Annotated in this window: 18 protein-coding genes; 8 read left to right on the top strand and 10 right to left on the bottom strand. The window is 73.1% G+C overall.

The genetic code is table 11. From position 1 onward, the window contains the following. Positions 1-22 precede the first annotated feature (22 nt). Positions 23-733, bottom strand: a complete 711-nt coding sequence (locus OG788_RS08345; protein ID WP_406369840.1) for an HAD family hydrolase — start codon at positions 731-733, stop codon at positions 23-25. Between the two features lie 123 nt (positions 734-856). Then, positions 857-1,333 carry an Lrp/AsnC family transcriptional regulator gene (locus OG788_RS08340; protein WP_406369838.1) on the bottom strand — a complete coding sequence of 159 codons (477 nt, stop codon included), beginning with the start codon at positions 1,331-1,333 and terminating at the stop codon, positions 857-859. A gap of 240 nt (positions 1,334-1,573) precedes the next feature. Between OG788_RS08340 and OG788_RS08335 the strand changes: the two genes are divergently transcribed. The 3 genes from OG788_RS08335 to OG788_RS08325 all read left to right on the top strand — a co-directional run bounded on the left by OG788_RS08335 (position 1,574) and on the right by OG788_RS08325 (position 6,190). Further along, positions 1,574-3,061, top strand: a complete 1,488-nt coding sequence (locus OG788_RS08335) for an FUSC family protein (RefSeq protein ID WP_406369836.1) — start codon at positions 1,574-1,576, stop codon at positions 3,059-3,061. Between the two features lie 903 nt (positions 3,062-3,964). Beyond that, entirely contained in the window at positions 3,965-5,083 is a 1,119-nt protein-coding gene (locus tag OG788_RS08330) for a nitric oxide synthase oxygenase (protein WP_406376705.1), read from the top strand. Positions 5,084-5,143: 60 nt separating this feature from the next. Further along, complete coding sequence (locus tag OG788_RS08325; protein WP_406369835.1) at positions 5,144-6,190, top strand: lactonase family protein; 1,047 nt, start codon at positions 5,144-5,146, stop codon at positions 6,188-6,190. Positions 6,191-6,332: 142 nt separating this feature from the next. Here the strand turns inward: OG788_RS08325 and OG788_RS08320 are convergent, their stop codons facing one another. The 4 genes from OG788_RS08320 to OG788_RS08305 form a co-directional block, all read right to left on the bottom strand. Beyond that, positions 6,333-7,253: a hypothetical protein gene (locus OG788_RS08320; protein ID WP_351535336.1), complete on the bottom strand. Its 921-nt coding sequence runs from the start codon at positions 7,251-7,253 to the stop codon at positions 6,333-6,335. 129 nt (positions 7,254-7,382) lie between these two features. After that, positions 7,383-8,480 carry an N-acetylglucosamine kinase gene (locus tag OG788_RS08315; RefSeq protein ID WP_406369833.1) on the bottom strand — a complete coding sequence of 366 codons (1,098 nt, stop codon included), beginning with the start codon at positions 8,478-8,480 and terminating at the stop codon, positions 7,383-7,385. Further along, positions 8,477-9,154 (bottom strand): uracil-DNA glycosylase, encoded by a 678-nt coding sequence (locus tag OG788_RS08310; RefSeq protein ID WP_406369831.1) that lies wholly within the window; start codon positions 9,152-9,154, stop codon positions 8,477-8,479. Before OG788_RS08310 ends, OG788_RS08315 begins: the two co-directional genes overlap by 4 nt. A gap of 140 nt (positions 9,155-9,294) precedes the next feature. Beyond that, a complete protein-coding gene (locus OG788_RS08305) occupies positions 9,295-10,380 on the bottom strand; it encodes a WD40/YVTN/BNR-like repeat-containing protein (protein ID WP_406369830.1) in 1,086 nt (361 codons plus the stop codon). A gap of 269 nt (positions 10,381-10,649) precedes the next feature. Between OG788_RS08305 and OG788_RS08300 the strand changes: the two genes are divergently transcribed. After that, complete coding sequence (locus OG788_RS08300; RefSeq protein ID WP_356748394.1) at positions 10,650-11,228, top strand: hypothetical protein; 579 nt, start codon at positions 10,650-10,652, stop codon at positions 11,226-11,228. Between the two features lie 9 nt (positions 11,229-11,237). Here the strand turns inward: OG788_RS08300 and OG788_RS08295 are convergent, their stop codons facing one another. From OG788_RS08295 to OG788_RS08285, 3 genes are all read right to left on the bottom strand, one after another. Next, positions 11,238-13,301, bottom strand: a complete 2,064-nt coding sequence (locus OG788_RS08295) for a HEAT repeat domain-containing protein (RefSeq protein ID WP_406369828.1) — start codon at positions 13,299-13,301, stop codon at positions 11,238-11,240. A gap of 206 nt (positions 13,302-13,507) precedes the next feature. Beyond that, entirely contained in the window at positions 13,508-15,376 is a 1,869-nt protein-coding gene (locus OG788_RS08290) for a phosphatidylglycerol lysyltransferase domain-containing protein (RefSeq protein WP_406369826.1), read from the bottom strand. A 180-nt stretch (positions 15,377-15,556) separates the two neighbouring features. Further along, positions 15,557-15,880 carry a hypothetical protein gene (locus OG788_RS08285; protein WP_406369825.1) on the bottom strand — a complete coding sequence of 108 codons (324 nt, stop codon included), beginning with the start codon at positions 15,878-15,880 and terminating at the stop codon, positions 15,557-15,559. Positions 15,881-16,115: 235 nt separating this feature from the next. Here OG788_RS08285 and OG788_RS08280 point away from each other — a divergent pair, with 235 nt between their 5' ends. Next, positions 16,116-16,907, top strand: coding sequence for a hypothetical protein (locus tag OG788_RS08280; protein ID WP_406369824.1), 792 nt, complete (start codon positions 16,116-16,118; stop codon positions 16,905-16,907). A 131-nt stretch (positions 16,908-17,038) separates the two neighbouring features. Beyond that, on the top strand, positions 17,039-17,698 hold the full coding sequence (locus OG788_RS08275) for a sigma-70 family RNA polymerase sigma factor (protein ID WP_406369823.1): 660 nt from the start codon (positions 17,039-17,041) through the stop codon (positions 17,696-17,698). Positions 17,699-17,893: 195 nt separating this feature from the next. Here OG788_RS08275 and OG788_RS08270 read toward each other — a convergent pair whose 3' ends face one another. Next, positions 17,894-18,976, bottom strand: a complete 1,083-nt coding sequence (locus tag OG788_RS08270; RefSeq protein ID WP_406369821.1) for an NADH:flavin oxidoreductase/NADH oxidase — start codon at positions 18,974-18,976, stop codon at positions 17,894-17,896. A gap of 151 nt (positions 18,977-19,127) precedes the next feature. Here OG788_RS08270 and OG788_RS08265 point away from each other — a divergent pair, with 151 nt between their 5' ends. Next, positions 19,128-19,478, top strand: coding sequence for a helix-turn-helix transcriptional regulator (locus tag OG788_RS08265; protein ID WP_266755857.1), 351 nt, complete (start codon positions 19,128-19,130; stop codon positions 19,476-19,478). 489 nt (positions 19,479-19,967) lie between these two features. Further along, the gene (gene helR / locus OG788_RS08260; RefSeq protein WP_406369819.1) at positions 19,968-22,115 is read left to right on the top strand and encodes an RNA polymerase recycling motor ATPase HelR; all 2,148 of its coding nucleotides are present in this window, start codon (positions 19,968-19,970) and stop codon (positions 22,113-22,115) included. Positions 22,116-22,213 lie beyond the last annotated feature (98 nt).

Raw genomic sequence — 22,213 nt, 5'->3', positions numbered from 1 at the left:
GGGCGCGGCCGTGGCAGGCCCGTCAGGCACGGCCGCCGGAGGTCGGGGACACGGTCCTGGAAAGCCAGTCGTACGCGGCGCGTGCCGTGAACTCGGCCTGGCCGCCTCGCAGGAGCAGATCGGCCCGCGCGAAGGCGGGGTCGTCGGCCTGCGCGACGACATAGGGGACGGCGACGCAGCGCATGCCGGCGGCGTGTGCTGCGGCGGCGCCCGGTGCGGCGTCCTCCAGGACCACGCAGTCCGCGGCGGCGGCGCCCAGCCGCCGCGCCGCCTCGAGGAACACGTCGGGGGCCGGCTTGCCGTGCGCCACCTCGTCGGCCGAGACGACGGTCGTGAACCGCGGGGCGAGGCCCGTGCCGGCGAGGATGGCGTCGATGGCCTCGGGCGAGGAGCCGGAGGCCACGGCCATCGGGACGCCCGCGGCGGCCAGCAGTTCCACGAACGTCCGCATCTCCGGGTACACCGGCGTGGAGGCGCGGGCCAGCTCCAGATAGCGGCGGTTCTTCTCGGCGAGCAGGGTGTCGAGCGGGGCCGTCAGACCGTAGCGCTCCTTCCAGAGCGCGATCGTCTCCTGGGTGCTGATGCCGACGTACCGCTCGTGCTCGGCCCAGGTGAAGTCGGTGACGCCCTGCCCGGCGAGAGTTCGGCGTCCCGCTTCGAAGTAGTTCGGTTCGCTGTCCACGAGCGTTCCGTCGAGGTCGAAGATGACCGAGGTGCTGCCGAAGGTGCTCATACGGTCAAGGATGCCCGGGGAAGATCCCGCACAGCCGCACAGCCGCACAGCCGCGCTCACCTCGGTCGTCACCGGCGCTCCGGAACGTGCCCGCGGGCGCCGGACGTTCCGCGGTGGCGGGGGTCAGCTCTTCGCGGCCCGCCCGATCGACTCCACCAGCGGCAGCAACCGGTGCGGGACGCGCTCGCGGAGTGTCACCTCGGTCCGGGTGCGGACCACGCCGGGCAGGCTGATCAGTGCCTGGATCACATCCTCCAAGTGGGCGTTGTCGCGTGCCGCGACCCGGGCGATCAGATCGCCCCCGCCGGTGATCGAGAACGCCTCGATGATCTCCGGTACGGCGGCCAGCGCGTCGCCGACATCGTCCAGATGGCCCTGCGTGACCTCGATGTGCACGAAGGCGAGGACGGGGTGACCCAGGGCCGCGGGCGACAGCGACGGGCCCGTCCCGGTGATCACTCCGTCCCGCTCCAGCCGGTCGAGGCGGGCCTGGAGCGTGCCGCGGGCGACGCCGAGAATGCGGGCGTACTCGCGGACGCTGGTGCGCGGCTGCTCCAGGAGCAGCTTCAGGATGCGGGTGTCGAGCTCGTCCACGGCCATGGTCCGTTGGCCTCCCTGTGGCCGACATTGATCATCTCCAACTGTACCAATGGCCCAGCTGGAATCGTGCCGGTTGAGCCAGTTCCGGGCTCCCGCTTACCTTGTGCGTATTGATGGCGCTGCGCAGCGCCGGACGGCAAGGACGCCGTACCGGACCCGCGGCGCCTTTCGCATGTGCGCTGCGCATGCCGAACCTGATCTGAGACGCGAAGTGGGGGCGGGCCGCCGACGGTGAAGAAGATGTTCATGGCTCCGGATCCGGGACTGTTCCGGCTGCGGGTCTCGCTCCGGGCGGTCCTCGGTATCGGGCTGGCGGTGACCCTGTGCGAACTGGCCGGGCTCTCGCTCCCCGCGTCGATCACCGGCGGGCTCGCGGCGCTCCTCGCCCTGTTCACCGTCGGCGACCCGACGGTGCGCGGCCAGGCCGGAACCACCGCGCTCCTGCCGGTGGCCGGCTTCCCGGTCCTCGCGGTCGCGACGGCCCTGCACGGGGTGCCGACACTGCGGGACGCGACCTGGCTCGCCGTGGTCTTCTGCGGGGTGTACGCCCGCCGCTTCGGACCGCGCGGGCACGCGCTCGGCATCTTCGCGTTCATGATGTTCTTCACCACCCAGTTCCTGCACGCGGTGCCCGGCCAGCTCCCGCAGCTCTACGCCGCCGTCGCGCTGTCGCTCGTGGCGTCCTCGGTGGTGCGATTCGGCGCCTGGTGCATCGAGCGGCGCAGCCCCCTGCCCGCCGCGCCGCTGCCGCTGGACGGACGCGGGCTGGCGCGCCCCGCCACCCGCCAGGCCTTCCAGGCGACCGCGGCCTGCGCCTTCGCGCTCACCGCGGGCCAGCTGCTCTCGCACGACCGCTGGTACTGGGCCGTCGGCACCGCGTGGTGGATCTTCGTGAACACGGCCTCGCGCGGCGAGACGCTGGTCCGCGGTTTCCGGCGCGTGCTCGGCACGGTCACCGGGATCGCCGCCGGGCTCCTGATCGCCGTGCCGCTGCACGGCGCCCCGGCGCCCACCGCCGTCCTCGTCGCGGTGTGTGTCTTCGGGATCTTCTACACGGCAGCGCCCTCGTACAGCTGGATGATGTTCTTCGTCACCGTCATGGCGGGCTCGCTCTACGGGCTGCTCGGCGTGCTGCACCCCGGACTGCTGGCTCTCCGGCTCGCCGAGACCGGCGTCGGCGCGCTCGGTGCCGCGCTCGCCGTCGCGCTGGTCCTGCCCATCACCACGCACACGGTCACCGACCGGTGGATCGAGCGCGCCCTGCACGCGGTGCACGGCTGCACCGCTGCGGCGGCCCGGCGCCTCGCGGGCGACGCCCAGGCGGACCCGGCGCCGCGCGCGGGGGAGCTCGAAGCACTTCTGGGGCGCGTACGCATGGCTCTCGCGCCCCTGGTGCATCCGCTCAACCCGATGCGTGAGCGCAAGGAGAGGGCCCGCGCGATCCTCGCCCTGCTCGACGACTGCGCGCGCGAGGTGCGCGGTCTCGCCGCTGTCGCCGCCGACCCCGAGGCCTCGCACGACGCCCGCCTCACGGCGGCCTGCGGACGCGTCGAGACGGCGATGGAGTCGCTGGTCGGCGCCGTACCGGGAGGTGCTTTGACGGCCCACCACGGCACCCCGGGCCACCACCCCGGTGCCGAGCAGGCGCTCGTCCACCTGCACGGCCTGGAACAGGCGCTCGTCGAACTGGCGACACCGCTGCGCGGCTCGCAGGTCATCGCCGCCTGAGGCCCCTCGGGCCGTTTCCCGGGGCGTCGGACCGCCGTCCGTTCCGCTCCATGGCATTCCTGTGTCTGTGGACACGGACGCCCGGAATGAGGCAGATTTACCGGCCATCTACAGGGTGGATCACCGCACTCGCCGGGTAACTCCGCGGCTATCGGACGCACGGACTCCGCGGACCGGGCGGGAGCGGCCCGCGGGCGGAACTCTTGGGGGCGGCACATGCGTGATTTCCCGCGCAGAAGTACGGACGAAGAGCGCACCACCGACGCCGCGCACCCGGCGCACCCGGCCCCCGGAGGTGTCGGCCCGGGCGGCTGGCTGGACCGGATACGGCACGGTGACGCGTACGACGGCGAAGATCCCGAACGGTGGCGCAGACGCCCGCTGGAGGGCCTCGCGACGGCGCCCGCCGCCGACGGCCCGGTGTACCGCCGCGAAGCTCGTGACGGCCGCCGTACGGACGCCACGGAGCCTCACGACCCGTACGCGCCCGACGCCCCGGCCGACCGCCACGGGGACCCTGGGCTGTCGCGTGCGCCGCACGAGGTCCCGGAGCCCCGCCGGGCGGACGACGTGTCCCTGTCGGCGCCTGGGGCCGACGCCCGCCTCGGGGAGGCCGCCGCGGAGCTCCGCGCCCTCTCCGTGCAGGTCGACGCCCTGGCACGGTTACGGACCGACCGGGGCGCCACCCCGATCCCGGGACTCGGGGGGCGGCTGACCGCCGGGGGAGCCGCGGCCGAGGCCCTGACCCGACCCGCGCCGGACACCGGCCGGAACGGGCCGGACCCGCGGGCCGGCGTCCGACGGACCGGTCCTGCCCGGAACGAACCGGGCTCGGCCCCACTCCCGCCCCCACGCGCGCCGGAAGCGAGCCCCGGCGACCTCCCCGGCGCCGCCGCCGAGTTCATCACGCTCCACCACATCGAGGAGCGGCTGGGGAATCCGGCCCGGCGGATCGCCGCCGTCCGCGCGGAGATCGCGGACACGGGCACGTACCGGCACACCACGCGGGAACTCGTCTTCGGCGCGCGGGTCGCCTGGCGCAACGCCAACCGCTGCATCGGCCGGCTGTACTGGCACTCGCTGAGCGTGCGCGACCGCCGGGACGTGCGGGACGCGGAGGAGGTCGCCGAGGCGTCCGCGGACCACCTGCGGGAGGCCACGCGCGACGGCCGTATCCGGGCGCTCATCACGGTCTTCGCGCCGGACACGCCGCAGCGCCCCGGCCCCAGGATCTGGAACGAACAGCTCATCCGGTACGCGGGCTACGCAGGCCCCGACGGCGGTGTGACCGGCGACCCGCGCAACGTCGGCCTCACCGCGGCCGCCCGCGGGCTCGGCTGGCCCGGCGGACCGGGAACCCCCTTCGACGTGCTGCCCCTGGTGATCGAGGACGCCGGCGCCGGGCCACGCTGGTTCGCGCTGCCCGAGGACGCGGTCCTCGAAGTCGAGCTCACGCACCCCGAGCACCCCTGGTGGCACGCGCTCGGCCTGCGTTGGCACGCGGTTCCCGCGCTCGCCAACATGTGCCTGGAGATCGGCGGCGTCTGCTACCCGGCCGCGCCCTTCAACGGCTGGTACATGGGCACGGAGATCGGCGCCCGCAACCTCGCCGACACCGACCGCTACGACCTCCTGCCGTTCATCGCCGAACGACTGGGGCTCGACACCAGCACCGACCGCTCCCTGTGGAAGGACCGCGCCCTCGTCGAGCTCAACCGCTCCGTCCTGCACTCCTTCGACCGCGCGGGCGTCACCGTCACCGACCATCACACCGAGTCCCGGCGCTTCCTGACGCACCTGGGACGCGAGGAGCGCAAGGGCCGCCCGGTGGGCGCCGACTGGTCCTGGATCGTGCCCCCGATCTCCGGCAGCGCCACGCCGGTCTTCCACCGCACCTTCGAGACCGTCGAACGCACTCCGGCATACGTCCACCACCCGGAAGCCCTCGACCGGGCGCGGGGCGTGGCACCGCGCTGCCCCGCCGATCCGGCCGCCCCGCCCCGCCCGTCCGGTCTGGTCTAGACCGCAGCTCCCCGGCTGCTACCGTCGCCCCCGAGGACGCGGGACCGAGAGGGGACAGCAGTGACAGACGGCGGCAGGGCGCAACAGCGGGCGTTCATCGGCTCGTTCACGGCGGCGGGAGGCCTCGGCGTCCTCACCGCGGCGATGGATCCGAGCAGCGGCGCGCTCACCGTGCTGAGCGCGGTCGACGGCGTCCCCGACCCCTCGTACCTCGCGCTGTCGCCCGCACGAGACGTCCTGTACGCGGTCAGCGAGACGGCCGAGGGCGCGGTGGCCGCCTACCGCGTACACGCCGACAGACCGGAGCTGACCGGTCCGCCGATCCGGACCGGCGGCAGCGGCCCCACCCACCTCAGCGTCTTCGACGGCCACGTCCTGACCGCCAACTACGGCTCCGGCAGCGTCACCGCCGTGCCGATCCGTCCCGGCGGCGGGCTGGCGGGCACCGCCTCCAGCGTGCTCCAGCACACCGGTTCCGGCCCCCACACACCGCGGCAACAGGGCCCGCACGCCCACCAGGTGCAGCCCGACCCCACCGGCCGCTGGGCGGTGAGTGTCGACCTCGGCACGGACTCCGTCCGGGTCTGCGCCTTCGCCGGCGGAACGCTCACCCTGCACCGCGAGATCGCCCTGCGCCCCGGCTCCGGGCCGCGCCATCTCGTCTTCCATCCGCGCGGCGAGCACGCCTACGTCCTCAATGAACTCGCCCCGACCGTCACCGTCTGCCGCTGGGACGCCGCCGAGGGCTCGCTGCGGCCCGTCGGGGAGACGCCGGTGCTGTCCGGTGTCCCGGACGGTGACGCGTACCCCTCGGGCATCGTCGTCTCGCCCGACGGCCGCTTCGTGTGGACCGCCACCCGGGGGCAGGACGTCCTCTCCGTGCTCACGCCCGACGCGGTGGGCGAGGGGCTCAGGCTCGTCGCCACGGTGCCCTGCGGCGGCGTCTGGCCCCGTGCGCTGGCCCTCGATCCCTCGGGCCGCTTCCTGTACGCGGCGAACGAGCGCTCCGGCGACGTGACCTGGTTCACCGTCGATCCGGACACGGGCGTGCCGCGCCGCGGCGGCTCGGTCCGGGCGCCCGCGGCGTCCTGCGTGGTCTTCGGCTGACCCGGCCGGGACGTTCGGGCGTGGTGCGCCCCGCGCGCGGCCGGACGCGTCTCCCATCCACGGGAAAGGGCCCCCTCCTGCCACAGGAGCGGGCCCTTTTTTCGATGTGCGGTCGTACGGGTCGTGCGGGTGTACCGGCCGACTAGAAGGCCGGTGCCCCCTGGGTCTGCGGCGGGGCGATGCCCAGCGCCGACGTGTACTGGGCCAGCGCGAGCTTGCCGATCGCCGGGTACGGGCCGAGAGCCTCGGCGGCGCTGCAGCCGGCTTCCTTGGCGGCCGCGTCGAGCAGACCCGCGTCGAGCTCCGGACCGATCAGGTACGGGGCGAGCGCGAGGTTCTGCGAACCCGAACCGCGCAGCTGCTCGGCGATGGCCGCGATCGAGCCCTCCGCGTCGAGCGCCGCCGCCATGACCGGCACGGCGAGCCGCGCGGCGAGCAGCATGCCGGTGATCCCGGCCGCCTGCACGGCCTCCTCGCCGCCGACGGTGGCGAGCACGATGCCGTCCGCGGCGGTCGCCACGGTGAACAGCCGGGCGCGGTCCGCGCGGGCCAGACCGGCCTCGGACAGGCGCACGTGCAGCGCCTCGGCGAGCAGCGGGTGCGGGCCGAGCACATCGGTCAGCTCGGCCGCGACGCGGCTCTCCATGACCGCCTGGCGGACCCGGCGCAGCAGCGCGTTGTCCGGACCGGCGAGCAGCGGGACCACGATGCCGACCGGGCCGTCGGGCTCGGCCACGTCGGAACCGGCGGCACGGGCCTGCTCGAAGCGCGCGGTGCGCTCTTCGGCGGCGTGGGTCAGCACGGACTGCAGCGTGGGGAACTCGTCGTCCCCGTCCAGGTACCCGATGCGGGCGTCGAGGCCGGGGAGCTCGGAGCGCGCGATGCTCACGACCTCCTCGGCGAGGCTGCGCGTTGCGGCGCTGGGAGTGCCCGGCACCGCGAGGACGAGCGCGGGCGCGCCCTCGGGAGCCGCCAGGGGTTCCGGACGGCGGTGCCGCCCGGGCTGGCGGGGTCGCGGCATTCGTACTGGCAGGCCGGACGCGGGCCCAGTGGGGGAGCTCATGGCGCCGCATGTTACTGGCTTCCTGGGCTCCCCTGTTCGGGGAGGGTGCAGGTGAGCGGTATCCGTCCGCTTTTGTCTGATGAGTTACGTACGGATCAGAAATGGTCAGTACTCGCGGACTTGTCGGGACTACGGCGAAATCCGGCCATTGGCTTCCGGATACGGCTTTTCGGTCACCACGTACAACATCCGCTCGTCCCGGGGCAGTACGAGCCGGCCGTCCGCCAGGTCGGCGGCGATCCGGAGCGCGCCGTCGAGCGGGTCGCCCGCGGCCGGAACCTGCCGGGCGTGCGGCAGCCGCTCGGCCAACTCCTCGCGCAGGGGCACGAGGAGCGGGTCGCCCATCTTGAACAGGCCCCCGGTGAGCGCGAGACGGGGTTCGCCCGTGACCGGGCAGGCGGCCGCGGCCGACTCGGCCAGGTGCCGTGCGGCGGCCCGCAGGATGTCCGCCGCCACAGGGTCGCTCCCGGCGCGGGAGGCCACCTCCGGAGCGAAGGAGGCGAGCACGGCGGGCCGGTCGGTGCGCGGGTACAGCCGGCCCGGCAGTCCCGGCATCGGGCCGAACATCTCCTCCGCCCGCGCCAGCAGCACCGCTGAGCCGCCCGGTCGGCCGTCGAACGCCCGCAGGGCCGCCTCCAGGCCCGCACGGCCGATCCACGCGCCGCCGCCGCAGTCGCCGAGCAGATGACCCCACCCGTCGGCCCTGCGCCACGACGTGAGGTCGGTACCGATCGCGATCAGGCCGGTGCCCGCGGCGATCACCGCGCCGGCCCGCGGACCGAGGGCGCCCGTGTACGCGGTCACCGCGTCGGCCGCCAGGGCGAGCCGCCGCACCGCGAGTTCACGCTCCAGAGCCGTCGGCAGCTCGGCCCGCAGTTCGTCGCCGAGCGTGGCGAGACCGGCCGCGCCGACGGCGACGGCACCGAGCTGCTCGACGCCTGCCTCGCTCATCAACCGTCGTGCCATCGGCAGCAGTTGATCCAGCAGATGCCCGGCCGAGATCCCGCGCGGACCGGTACGGACCGGCTCCTTGGAGGTCAGGGGGTCACTGAGCGGCGCCGGGGGAGCGGATGGCGTCGCATCCTGCCGTACGGCGGAGCCGGCGTCGCCCGCCACCCCGTGCGCGGCGAGAGCCACGCGCAGTCCGGAACCTCCGGAGTCCACGCCCAGCACCGCGGACGGGCCCGGACCGCCCTGCCGTGTGCCGTGGACGCCGTCGCGGGTCACGGCAGGCGCCAGTCCACCGGCTCGGCTCCCTGCCTGGTCAGCAGGTCGTTGGCGCGGCTGAAGGGGCGTGAGCCGAAGAAGCCGCGGTCGGCCGACATGGGCGAGGGGTGCGAGGACTCCACCGAGGGCAGATCGCCGAGCAGGGGACGCAGATTGCGGGCGTCACGGCCCCACAGGATCGACACCAGCGGGCGCCCCCGGGCGGCCAGCGCCCGGATCGCCTGTTCGGTGACTTCCTCCCAGCCCTTGCCGCGATGCGCCCCCGGGTTCCGCGGAGCCGTGGTGAGCGCCCTGTTGAGCAACAGCACGCCCTGCTTCGTCCAAGGGGTGAGGTCACCGTTCGACGGCTGGGGCACCCCGAGGTCGGTGTTGAGCTCACGGAAGATGTTGATCAGGCTGGGAGGCAGCGGACGCACTTCCGGGGCCACCGAGAACGACAGCCCCACCGCGTGTCCCGGGGTCGGATAGGGGTCCTGCCCGACGATGAGGACGCGCACCTCGTCGAAGGGCTGCTGGAAGGCCCGCAGGACATTCGCCCCGGCCGGTAGATAGGTGCGTCCCGCGGTGATCTCCCCGCGCAGGAAGTCGCCCATCTGGGCGATCTGTCCGGCCACGGGGTCCAGGGCTTTCGCCCAGCCCGGTTCGACGATCTCATGCAACGGTCGTGGTGCCACGGGCGTCACCCTACTGCCGTACACGCGGCGGAGATCAAACCGGTGTCCGCCGTGCGACCGAGGATGACCGATTCGTCGTCGAATCGGTCATCCCCGGCACAAGGCGCCTGTCGCGGTGGGCCGTTGGACACCTCCGGGGCTCAGGCCACCACCGCCGCGCGGACGCACAGGACGTCCGGCAGGTGCGAGGCGAGCTGCCGCCAGCTGTCGCCGTCGTCCGCCGACGCGTACACCTCGCCGTTGCGATTGCCGAAGTACACGCCCGCCGGATCCGCGTCGTCCGTGCACAGCGCGTCGCGCAGCACCGTGCCGTAGTGGTCCTCGGAGGGCAGTCCCGCCGTCAGTGGTTCCCAGTTCTTTCCGGCGTCCGCCGTACGGAAGACGCGGCACCGCCGGTCGGCCGGGACCCGGTCCGAATCCGCGGTGATCGGGAAGAGGTAGGCCGTGTCGCCGCGGTGCGGATGCGCCGCCGCCGCGAACCCGAACGTGGACGGCAGGCCCGCACCGATGTCGGTCCACTGCCCGCCCGCGTCGTCGCTGCGGTACACACCCCAGTGGTTCTGCAGATAGAGCCGGTCCGGGTTGGCCGAGTCGCGCGCGACCTTGTGCACGCACTGCCCGAACTCCGGGTTCGGATCCGGCAGGAACACCGCGGACACACCGGAGTTGGCGGGCTCCCAGCTCGCGCCGCCGTCGCCGGTGCGGAAGACGCCGGCCGTGGAGACGGCGACCGTCACGGCCCGCGGGTCGCGCTCGTCGGTGAGGATGGTGTGCAGCCCCTCACCGCCTCCGCCAGGGACCCACTTCGAGCGGGTGGGGTGTTCCCACAGGGGACGGACGAGTTCGAAGGACTCGCCCCGGTCCTCCGAGCGGTACAACGCGGCGGGCTCCGTCCCCGCGTACACCACGTCCGGTTCGGCGGCCGACGGGTGCAACTGCCACACCCTCTCCAGCGAGGCGCCGGTGTCCTTGGGGAATTTGACGGCGGGCCGCGCCGGTTCGGTCCACGTCAGGCCCAGGTCGTCGGAGTGGAAGACGGACGGGCCCCAGTGGGCGCTGTCCCCGCCGACCAGCAGCCGCGGCCGGTGGCCCCGGGTGTCGATCGCGACGGAGTACACGGCCTGGGCGTTGAAGTAGGGATGGTCGTCGAACTCCCAGGCGCCACCGCGCCGTCGCCCGATGAAGAGGCCCTTGCGGGTGCCTACGGTGAGCAGTACGTCGGCCATGGCAGGCCACCTCCGCGACGTCGTTGTCTGCGATACGGGCCAGTCTGCACCCCGGCACTGACAGTCTCCTCCGGGAGCGCGTTTCCGCAGCTCGGACGGGTCGCGTCGGCCGGTGGCACGGATTCACGGCGCCCGGCGCAGGGCGGGCCGCGCGGCACTGTGGCCCCTGGGCCGGACGAGCCGACGGGCACGGCGTGAGCATCGTGGGGAGCGGGCGCGTAAGGGAGGGAGATGTGGTGTGTCCGTGCGGTGGTGAGGAGGATGCCTCGATGGCGGCATTCCGTGGTCCGAAGGTCTGGCTGTGGCGGTGGCGGCGCAACCCGCTGCGGCGGCGCAGCGATGCCCTGGAGGCCTGGATCATGCTCACGGCCTGGGCGTTCACCGTGCTCGGCGGAGCGGTCACGGGCCTGGCGGCGTCCCAGGCGGTGGAGCACGGCCTCGCCCTGGATCGCGCGCGGTGGCACGGCGTTCCCGCCCGGCTGACCGAGGACGCGCCGGACTTGAGCGAGACCGAGTCCGGCGCCGGCGTCGTGTGGGCGAAGGTGCGCTGGACCGCGCCGGACGGCACCCGCCGCTCGGGCCGGGTACGGGTCTACGCGGGAACCCCGGCGGGCACCCCGGTCACGGTGTGGACCGACCCCGAGGGCCGTCTGGTCACCAGACCCACCACCGCCGCCGAGGCCCGTGTGCGGTCCTCCCTGGTCGGCGTCCTGGTGGGTGTGGGCGCGGCGGGCGTCCCCTTCGCGATTGGGCGGCTCCTCCGCGGCCGCCTGGAACAGCTGCGCATGGAGCAGTGGGACGAGGAGTGGGAACGGGTCGGGCCCCTGTGGGGGCGCATGACGAGCTGAGCGGGCGGTTCAGGACGCGGCGTCCAGGGCCGCACGGCAGTCGCCCAGGAGCCGTTCGTCCTGTAGGACGTCGTCGCCGCCGTGGCCGCCTGAACGGGCACGGTGCCGCCGGGGCGAGGCGAGTTCCGTGCGGACCAGATCATGGACGGGCGCGCCGGCGCCGCCCATCCGGACGAGACATGCGGTGACGGTGCCCCGGACGTACGGGTTCTGGCGCCAGGCGGCACGGAACACCGGCAGGACGGGTTCCGGGTCACCGGAGATGTCCCACAGGGCGCACGCGGCGGCCGTCCGCTCCCACACCTCGGTGGAAGCGGCCAGGCCACGCAGTCCGGGGAGCGCGGGTGCGGCGAACGCCCCCATGCGGCCGAGGGTCTCGGCCGCCACCCGGGGACCACCGGTGTCCCTCTCCGAACCCAGCGCCCGCAACAACGGGGGCAGGACCGCCTCCGCGTCCGCCTCCACGGACCAGAGGGCGTCGGCCGCCGCCGCGGCGCTCTCGCCGGTCAGCAACTCCCGCAACGCCGGTATCGCCTCGTGCGCTCCCGCCCCGAACGCGCCGAGCGCCCGGGCCAGTGCCTTCACCAGTGCGTCCCGGAGCCGCAGTTCGCGTGGTGTGCCGTGCAGCAGCCGCAGCACCTCCGGCAGGGCGGCGGCGTACCGCAGTGTGCCGAGCCCGTACAGCAGGGGCGCGGCACGGCTGTACGTCTCCGGGCTGTCGAGGGGAACAGCGCCCAGCCGCTCCCGCAGCAGCGGGGCCAGGGGCGCCGCGGCCGGGCCCAGATGGCCGATCGTGTACCCGGCCTCGTTGGGCACCACGGGGTGGCGCAGGACCTCCGCGAGGGCCGGGACCGCCCGCGCGTCGCCGGACCTGGCCAGGGCCTTGAGGGGACGGCCCAGCGTCGCCGTACCGCACCCCCAGGAATCCGGGTCCGACTCCACCAGCGTGGCCAGCCGGTCGGCCGCCGGGGCCGCGAGGGTGAAGAGGAACTCCAGGACGGACACCGCGGCGTAGCGCAACTGCTCTTCTTCCGAGCCGAGTTGCTCACCGATCAGCGCGACCGGCTCCTCGTACGCGGCACGCCACTCGCGGAACAGTCCCGCCGACATCCACACGGCGTTGCACCGGTCGGCCGTGTCCTGGCTGCTCAACTGTCCCTCGATCAGGGCGATCCGGTCCGCGGTGCGGGCGCCCAGCGCCTGGTGGAGCGTCCGGAGCAGCTGCGCGCCCTCCTCGTCGGCGGGGCGCATGCGGCGCAGTCGGCCGATGAGGGTGTCGGTGGACGTCCGTGTGGGCTCGACGGACCGCCGGAAGCGCTGTGACCGGGTATGGAGCAGTGCGATGACCGTGGGCACGAGATCGGCGGGCAGTCGATCGGGGGCGCACGAGGCCAGCTGTCCCAGCGCCGCGAGCTGCAGCCCCGGTTCGTTCGGGGTGGCGCACAACGACACCAGGCGGTCCACCGCCGGGGCCGCGGACTCGGCGTACAGCCGGGCGAACAGCCCGAGGCTCGCGACCAGTGCCAGCCGGACGCTCTCCTCCGTCTCGTCCGCCAGCCGCTCCCTCAGCAGGGTCAGCACGCGCGGCGGTTCGTCGTGGAAGCGGACGAGCGCCGACGGCACGGCGCGGCGCACCTCCGCGTCCCCGTCCGCGACGAGGTCCAGGAAGACCCTGGCACCCGCGCGGATCGCGGTGCGCGCCATCGCCCGGTTGTCGTCCTCGGCGTCCGCGGCGTCCCCGGTGTCCTCGCCCGGGCCGACGCCGTCCTCGCCGTGCTCCCCGGAATCGTCCCCGGAGTCCGCTCCTCCGATGCTGGCGAGCAACTCCACGATCCCTCCCCGGTCGGGGAGTTCCCCGTGTGCGGCCAGGGAGAAGAGGAAGGGGATGGAGGCCAGGGTCGAGTCGTACACATCGCCCTGGTGGTGCACGGCCCCGTACATCCCGTCGAGCGCGGTCTCCCGCTCCCGGGGGCGAGGCGAGGCGAGTCCCCGCAGCAGCACAGGCACGTCCGCGGCGCTTCCGTAGGCATGCTCCATCGAGGCCCAGTCGACCTCGTCGATCCCCCTGAACACGGTGTCCTCCCCAGGCGTACGGCCGTTGATCGTGAGTGTGCACCACAGCACTGACAGTGACGCCCGGCAGCGGCCGCGTCGATGGCGACAACCCAGCCAACTACGGCGCGAACGGCCGCTTTACGACGGTCGGAGGGGGTGAGGAGGCCGAGATGGCCCGGCGGGGGAGGGGGAATCCCGGAAACAGCCGGTGTCCGCCGCCGCGGCTAGGGGCGCGGCGCGGACGACGCGGGGTGAGTGCGACGCGCCCCGGGCGCCGTGAGCGGTGGCGCGGGGGGCCGTCGAGGCGGGTGCGCCGCGCGGCCGGAGGTGAACCGGGGCAGGGCCGGCGGTGCGAGGAAGCCCTCCGCGCGGGCCGCGGCGACACCGATGCGGGGAAGGTCGGCGCTCTTCTCGAAGAGGAGGTAGCGGGGTTCCCAGACCGGCCGGTACTTGGCGTTGGCCCGGTAGAGGGATTCGAGCTGCCACCAACGCGAGAGGAACGTCAGCACCGAGCACCACAGGCGCAGCACCGGGCCCGCCCCCAGCCGGCCGCCGCGTTCGAAGACGGACCGGAACATCGCGAAGTTCAGGGACACCCGCTCGACGCCGAACTCCTCGGCACGCAGCAGCAGTTCGATCACCATGAACTCCATGAGCCCGTTCTCGGAGCTCCTGTCGCGGCGCATCAGGTCCAGCGACAGTCCCCGCTCGCCCCATGGCACGAAACTGAGCAGGGCCCGGGGTTCCCCGTCGCTGTCCTGGCACTCCAGCATCACGCACCGTCCGTCGGCCGGGTCTCCCAGCCGTCCGAGCGCCATGGAGAAGCCCCGCTCGGTCTCGCTGTCGCGCCACTGGTCCGCCTTTTCCGTCACAGCGGCCATCTCGGCGTCGGGAATGTCCTCGTGCCGTCGTACGCGGACCGTGTGACCGGCGCGCCGGATCCGGTTGTGCGCCTGCCGGACGCCCCGCATGGCGCGCCCCTCCAGAGTGAAGTCGGACCGGTCCACGACGGCTTCGTCGCCGAGCTCCAGGGCGTCCAGGCCGTGCCGGGCGTAGACGGTCCCGGCCTCCTCGCTCGCGCCCATGACCGCGGGCGTCCACGCGTGCCGTCGTGCCTCCCGCAGCCAGGCCTCGATCGCGCCGGGCCACGCCTCCGGGTCGCCGATCGGGTCGCCGCAGGCGAGGGTCACACCACTGCCCACGCCGTACGCGATCGCCGCCTTGCCGCTGGGGGACCAGATGACCGCCTTGTCGCGGCGCAGCGCGAAGTAGCCCAGCGAATCGCGTTCCCCGTGCCGGGCCAACAGGGCGCGCAGCCGTGTCTCGTCCTCCTCGCCGAGGAGTTCGAGCCCGCGCGGGGAGCGGAAGCACGCGTAGAGCACCAGGAGGAAGGTGGCGGCCGTCAGGGCGTTGATCAGGATGTCCACCCAGCGGGGCGCGACGACGGTGTCGAAGCGGTCGGCGAGCGGGCCGACGCTGATTCCCCGCAGCAGGGTGTACGCGATCCGGTCGCTCAGCGGTGTTCCCGTCACGCGGTTGGTGGCGCTGACGAGCAGGGTGCCGAGGGTGACACCGCCCAGGAGACCACCGGCGCCGACGGCCAGCGCGAGACGGGGATTCGAGCGGTCCCCGACGGCGTGGAACTCCGTGCGTCCCACCAGCAGGGCGGCGACGAAGAGTGCGGTGAGCAGCGCCGAGAGCCAGTTGAACCAGTGCCGTTGGTAGCGGTCCTGGGTCAGCGCCACGGTGTAGAGCGCGAGGAGCGGCCCGGCCAGCAGCACGTTGAAGATCCACGCGGCCCGTTTGCGGCGCCGCATCACCAGCGCGAGAAACAGGGCCAGCGCCGCCGAGATCAGCCCGGCGGTGGCCAGATACGGGGTGAAGTACTCGCCTCCGTTGTGCTCGTGCACCTCTTCGCGGAACGGCAGCGAGACCACCGCGGCGATGTTGAGCAGGGCGAGCAGCCGCAGGTACCAGACGGTGCACGCGGCCGCTCGTGGCCGGATTCCGGAGCCCGCTCGTCCGGCCGGGGCCACCCGGCGTGAGCTCGCGTTCCGTTGTGCCGGGATGAGCGCTGACTGTTGTACGGACACCGTGGAGCATCACCTTGGGGAGGAGCCGGGAACCGGTGGGGGAGGGAGGCCGGAACCCCTACATGGTGTAGGGAAGGGCGGGGCTGTCGCCAGCCGGAAGGGGGATGACGGGGTAAGGAGGTGGTGAGAATCAGGGCTCGCAGGTCGGCGCCACGCCGGTGCGCGAGCGCGGCGGATTCCTCAACGGCCGCCCGAGGCGGGCCGGTTGCGGCCCGTGCTCCCGAAGTGCCCGCCCGGGCGCGGCTCCTCGCCCTCCCCGAGCGGGCGATCGCGTGTGGTCATCCGCCACAGGAGGTCTCCCAGCGCCGCGCCCGCCGACACCAGGGCCGTGATGACCCCGGCCATGGTCAGTCCGTCACCGAGGTGCGGGCGCTCGTGCAGGGCGTGCAGATCGAACCCGCACAGGTGGTACACGCCCAGCGCGGCGATCCCGAGACTCGGTACGAGCAGCGCCGGCGCGGACATCGGTCCGCGTCCCGTACGCCCGGCGTCACGTTCCCTCACGGACTCTCCCCCTGTAGGACGCTCACCGCGGCGACCCTACAGCACGTAGGGTCAACGGTTCCGGCTGTGCTCCCGCCGCGTTCCGACCGGTACCCCGGGCGACGCCCTCCACACGGTTCGGGCGAATCCGGGCCCGTCGTGACGCGGATCACGGGTGGGCCACCCACCGCACGCGCGGCTGATTTCCGTACCTGTCCAAGACGTCCGAACCCCGGATGCGAGGATGAGGGCCGTCATGACTGCTGGGTGGGGTACTCGCACGGTGCGGGCCGCGATGTTCGCGGCCGTCTGTGTAGTGCTCGCGGCCCTCGGCCACGTGATGATGTCCGGTTCTCCGGTGGCCTGGTGGGCGTTGGCCTGTGCGGGGGCGGCCACGGCCGGCACGGGCTGGTGCCTGGCCGGCCGCGAGCGTGGACTACCGCTCATCGTGTCCGTCGTGGTGCTCGCTCAAGGCGTGCTCCATACGGCGTTCTCGATCGCGCAGTCGCTCACCGCGGACGCGCAGGCGGACATGGGCTCGGCTTCCGGGCCGGGCCGGTCCGGTACGGATGCCATGCATGCGATGAGTGGCATGAGCGGCAGGTCGACGGGCGCCATGGGTCACGACATGGGCTCCCTCCATATGGGTTCCGTGCACATGGCTTCCATGGACATGAGCTCTGCGGACATGGGCTCGATGGGTGCCATGGATGTGGGGTACATAGGGTCCGGCGCCCTTGCCCACCTGCTTCCCATGGGGCATGAGGCGGGCTCCCCTTCCTCGTTCGGCATGCTCGCCGCCCATGTGCTCGCGGCGCTGCTGTGCGGCCTCTGGCTCGCGTACGGCGAGCGCGCCGTGTTCCGTACGCTGCGGGCGCTGGCCGGCCGACTGGCCGCGCCGCTGCGGCTTTTGCTGGCGCTGCCGACGCCGCCGCACCGGCCGAGGGTCCGCTCGCGCCGAGCCTCCTCTGACCGCGCTCCGCGCCGTCTCCTTCTCGTTCACGCGATCACTTCGCGGGGCCCGCCCGTGGGGACCGCTGTCGCCTGAGACAGCCGGTCCCCCGGAGCGCCTCCCGCGTGCTCCGGGCTTCGGCCGTACCTCATGTACGGCCGTACCCCCAGCACCGGACCCTGGCCTCGCGCCGGTCCGGATCACGGATGACCCGAGAAGGACACCTGGTGATCACTCCTGTCCTGCCTGTTTCGCGCCGTGGAGGCGAGAAACGGGACGAAGGCAACAGAGCGCTTTCGGCCGACGACTCGATAACGGCCTGGGCGCTGGCCGCCCGGGCCGGCGACCCGGCAGCCGTCGACCACTTCGTCCGAGCGCTGCACCGCGATGTCGTGCGCTTCGTCGCCCACCTGTCCGCCGATCCGCAGGCCGCCGACGACCTCGCCCAGGACACGTTCCTGCGGGCGCTCGGCAGTCTGCACCGGTTCGAGGGGCGCTCCTCGGCCCGGGCCTGGCTGCTGTCCATCGCCCGCCGCGCGGTGATCGACAGCCTCCGGCACGCCGCTGCCCGGCCGCGGTCGAGCGACGCCGCGGACTGGCAGAGCGCGGCGGAACGCGCGCAGCCGTGTGGCCTGCCCGGCTTCGACGACGGCATCGCGCTGCTCGACCTGCTGGCCGCGCTCCCCGACGACCGGCGCGAGGCGTTCGTCCTCACCCAGGTGATGGGACTGCCCTACGCCGAGGCCGCGTTGGTCAGCGACTGCCCGGTCGGAACGGTCCGCTCCCGCGTGGCGCGTGCCCGATCGGCCCTCGTCGCGCTGCTCGCCGAGGCGGAGGACCGGGCCGCCGCCGAGGTCGAGGCGACGACCACGCGGGCCGCCGCCTGACATGCGAAGGGCCGGTGTCCGCTGCGATCGACGGACACCGGCCCTTCGGACCATCCCGACGCGCCGGAAATCGACGGGAGTTCACCCAAGTTCCCGGCGCGGGCCTGGGCCTGGGCATGGGCCCGGGCGGGAGGCGGGGGTCCGCCTCGGCCACCGGCTGCCGGAACCCGCCTCGGCACCTTCGTGGCCCGACGCCTAGACGGACCGGTGGTACTGCTCCGGTACGTGGACCTCGGCCCCGAGCTCGCGCGCCGCGAGGCGGGCGAAGGACGGGTTGCGCAGCAACTCGCGGCCCAGCAGCACCGCGTCGGCCTCGCCGTTGGCGATGATCTTCTCGGCCTGCTCCGCCTCGGTGATGAGACCGACGGCGGCGACGGGCAGCGACGTCTCCCTCTTCACCCGGGTGGCGAACGGGACCTGATAGCCCGGCCCGACAGGGATGTGCCGGCCGCCCGGGACGTTCCCGCCCGTGGAGACGTCGAGCAGGTCCACGCCGTGCTCGTGCAGTCGGGCCGCGAAGCGGACGGTGTCGTCGGCGCTCCAGCCGGCGTTCTCCAGCCAGTCGGTGGCGGATACGCGGAAGAAGAGCGGCTTGTCGTCCGGCCAGACCTCCCGTACGGCGTCCACGACTTCGAGGGCGAACCGCGTGCGGTTCTCGTACGAGCCGCCGTAGGCGTCGGTGCGGTGGTTGGAGTGCGCGGAGAGGAACTCGTTGATGAGATAGCCGTGCGCGCCGTGGATCTCGACGATCTCGAAACCGGCGGCCAGTGCGCGGCGGGCCGCGTCCGCGAACTGCCCCACGATCTCCTGGATGCCGGCGACCGTCAGCTCGTCGGGGACGGGGTGCGTGTCGTCGAAGGGGAGCGGACTCGGGGCGACGGTCTGCCAGCCGTACGCGTCCGGGCCGAGGGGTCCGCCGCCCTTCCAGGGGCGCTCGGTCGAGGACTTGCGTCCACCGTGCCCGAGCTGGACGGCCGGCACCGCGCCCTGTGCGGTGAGGAAGCGTGTGATGCGGCGGAACGCCTCGACCTGGGTGTCGTTCCAGATGCCCAGGTCGTACGGGGAGATCCGGCCCTCGGGGGAGACGGCCGTCGCCTCGACGATGATCAGTCCCGTTCCGCCGGTGGCGCGGGCCGCGTAGTGGGCGAAGTGCCAGTCGTGCGGGGCGCCCTCCGAGGGGCCCTCGGGCGCGGCCGAGTACTGGCACATCGGGGGCATCCACACTCGGTTGGGGATGGTGACGTCGCGCAGGACATAGGGCTCGAAGAGCGCGCTCACGGCCGACTCCATTCGTCGCGGGACCGGGGTACGCTTCGTACGATAAGCATCGTAGTACGGTGAGTGTCAAACTACGACAGGTCTCGTACTATGCAGGCGTCGGGTGAAGTCCCCGGACGAAGACGAAGGTCCCCGGAGAAGTGGAGCCGCCGTGACGACCGCCGCGACCAGTGGCCGTGATCTGCCGCACCCGGTGCGCGAGGAGATCCGGCTTGAGTCGGTGCTGCACGCGCTGTCCGACCCGATGCGGCTCCAGATCGTGTGCGAGCTGGCCGCCGGTGGCGTCGAGCTCTCCTGCTCGGACTTCGTCCTGCCGGTCACCAAGTCCACGACGACGCACCACTTCCGGGTGCTCCGTGAGAGCGGGGTGATCCGGCAGGTCTACCGCGGCACGGCGAAGCTGAACGGCCTGCGCACGGACGACCTCGACGCGCTCTTCCCCGGCCTCCTCGACCGTGTCCTGGAGGCGGCCACCCGGCAGGCCGGGCGCCCCACGCCGTGACGCCCCACGCAGTGACGCCCGACGCCGTGACGTTCACGTCAGGTGACGGGCCACGACAGCCGACGGTGATGTTCCCGGGCGGTCGGGGGAGAGTGCGTGCGGACCGGGGGGCGACCAACGGAGTCGACGGCACCGGACCGCTGGGGCCGACAGAACCGGTGTACGCGGAGCGCGGCTGCCGTACGAGTTGATCCTGCCCGTCGATGGCGGGCGACAGAGACAAAGGGGAACACCCACCCCTTGCCACTCTCAACTTATAGCGCACCAGGGGGCTTGCGGCAAGGCCCGGGTGATGCCGCACAATCACTCGCCGAGGCCACAACCTGCGGAAATGGGAGATTCACCAAGTGCGTGTGCTGTTGTCGGTTTACAGGTCGTGCGGTGATGGCGAAGGGGGAATCGCGCTGCGGTCGAGGCCGTCCGGCGGCGAGGCGCGGGTGGGTGCGCCGGCTGCCTTCGCGGGCACGACCCCGGATCGGAGCCGCTGACATGAACCCCTTGACCACCAGCGCGTTCTGCCTCCCCGACCATCTCGATCCCAAGGCCGACCCGACGCTGATCGGTGCTGACGAACGGCACTTCGCGGCCATCGCGGAGAGCCTCGAGCAGGCGATCGCCGAACTGTCCGACCGTCTCGACGCCGAGCGCAGGGCACCCGGCGGACTCGGCCGCGAGGCGATGGAGCGGGACGCGGAGATCCACCGGCTGACCGCACGTCTGCGCGCCTTGCGCCGCTTCGGTCTCGACCTGTGCCTGGGGCACATCGTCCGCGCGGACGACCCCGAGCCCGTGTACATCGGACGGCTCGGCCTCACCGACACTGACGGCCGCCGGCTGCTGACCGACTGGCGCTCTCCCGCGGCTGAACCGTTCTTCGCCGCGACCCACGCCGACCCGATGGGCCTGACGAGCCGTCGCAGGTATCGCTGGACCCGGGGCCGGATCAGCGACTACTGGGACGAAGTGTTCACCGCCGACGGGCTGGAACAGCACGCGGCGCTCGACGACCAGTCCGCCTTCATTGCCAGTCTGGGCGGCAACCGGTCGGCCCGGATGCGCGACGTCCTCGCCACCATCCAGTCCGACCAGGACGCCATCATCCGGGCGGGATCCCGTGGCGCGCTCGTCGTCGACGGCGGTCCGGGCACGGGCAAGACGGTCGTCGCCCTGCACCGCTCCGCCTACCTCCTCTACTCCGACCCCCGTCTCGGCCACCGTCGGGGCGGCGTGCTGTTCGTCGGTCCGCACCAGCCCTACCTGGCCTACGTCGCCGACGTCCTCCCCAGCCTCGGGGAGGAGGGCGTGCAGACCTGCACCGTGCGGGACCTCGTCGCCGAGGGAGCCGGAGCGAGGATCGAGCCCGACCCGGACGTGGCCCGTCTGAAGTCGTCCGTGAACATGGTGAAGGCGATAGAGAAGGCCGTCCGGTTCTACGAGGATCCGCCCGCCCAGGGAATGACCGTCACGACTCCTTGGTCCGACGTCCGGCTGAGCGCCGACGACTGGGCCGAGGCGTTCGAAGCGGCGGAGCCGGGCATCCCGCACAACGAGGCGCGCGACCTGGTCTGGGAGGCGCTGGTCACGATCCTGATGGACAAGCACGACGGTGACGTCCCGCCCGAGCTGCTCCGCAGGTCGCTGCTGCACGACCGTGAGCTGGTCGGGACCCTGGACCGCGCGTGGCCGCTTCTGGAGGCCGCCGACCTCGTCGGAGACCTGTGGTCGGTACCCGCCTACCTGCGGATGTGCGCTCCCTGGCTCGGCCCCGACGACGTTCGCCGGCTTCAGCGCGCGGACGCCCAGGCCTGGACGGTGTCCGACCTGCCGATCCTGGACGCGGCACGGCAGCGGCTCGGCGACCCGGAGGCGGCACTGCGCACACGCCGGCACGAGGCCTCCGTCGCCGCCGAACGCGAGCGCATGGCCGGCGTCATCGACAACGTGCTCGCCGCCGATGACGACGGTGAGGGCGCCGTGACGATGCTGCGCGGACGGGACTTGCAGGACACTCTGATCGACGAGACCGGACTGCCCGCCGCCGAACCGGACCTGCTCGCCGGTCCGTTCGCCCATGTCGTGGTCGACGAGGCTCAGGAACTGACCGACGCGGAGTGGCAGATGCTGCTGCTGCGCTGCCCGTCCCGGAGCTTCACCATCGTCGGGGACCGAGCCCAGGCCAGGCACGGCTTCACCGAGTCGTGGCAGGAACGGCTCGGGCGGATCGGGCTCGACCGGATCGACGTGGCCCCCCTGACCATCAACTACCGGACGCCGGAAGAGGTCATGGCGGAGGCCGAGTCGGTCATCCGGGCCGCGCTGCCGGACGCCAACGTGCCGACGTCCGTCCGCAGCGCGGGCCTCCCCGTCGTCCACGGATCGACCGCGGAGCTGGACTCGATTCTCGACGACTGGCTTCTCACGCATGCCGAGGGGATCGCCTGCGTCATCGGCGATCCCACGTTCCGGGCGACGCCCCGGGTCCGGTCGCTGACCCCGGAGCTGTCGAAGGGGCTCGAGTTCGACCTGGTCGTCCTGGTCGACCCGGAGGAGTTCGGCGAGGGTGTCGAAGGAGCGGTCGACCGCTATGTCGCGATGACCCGGGCGACCCGGCAACTCGTCGTCCTCACGAGCTCCTGAAGCCGACCGGCACCGCGTGACCGCCGCCTGACGGCCAGATCGACCGGACCCGTGGTGCGCGGGACCCGCCGATCGATCAGGAGGCGCCGCAGGCACGG

The sequence above is a fragment of the Streptomyces sp. NBC_00647 genome, assembly GCF_045207245.1.
GTDB lineage: Bacteria > Actinomycetota > Actinomycetes > Streptomycetales > Streptomycetaceae > Streptomyces.
This window is presented reverse-complemented; position numbering and strand designations above follow the sequence as displayed.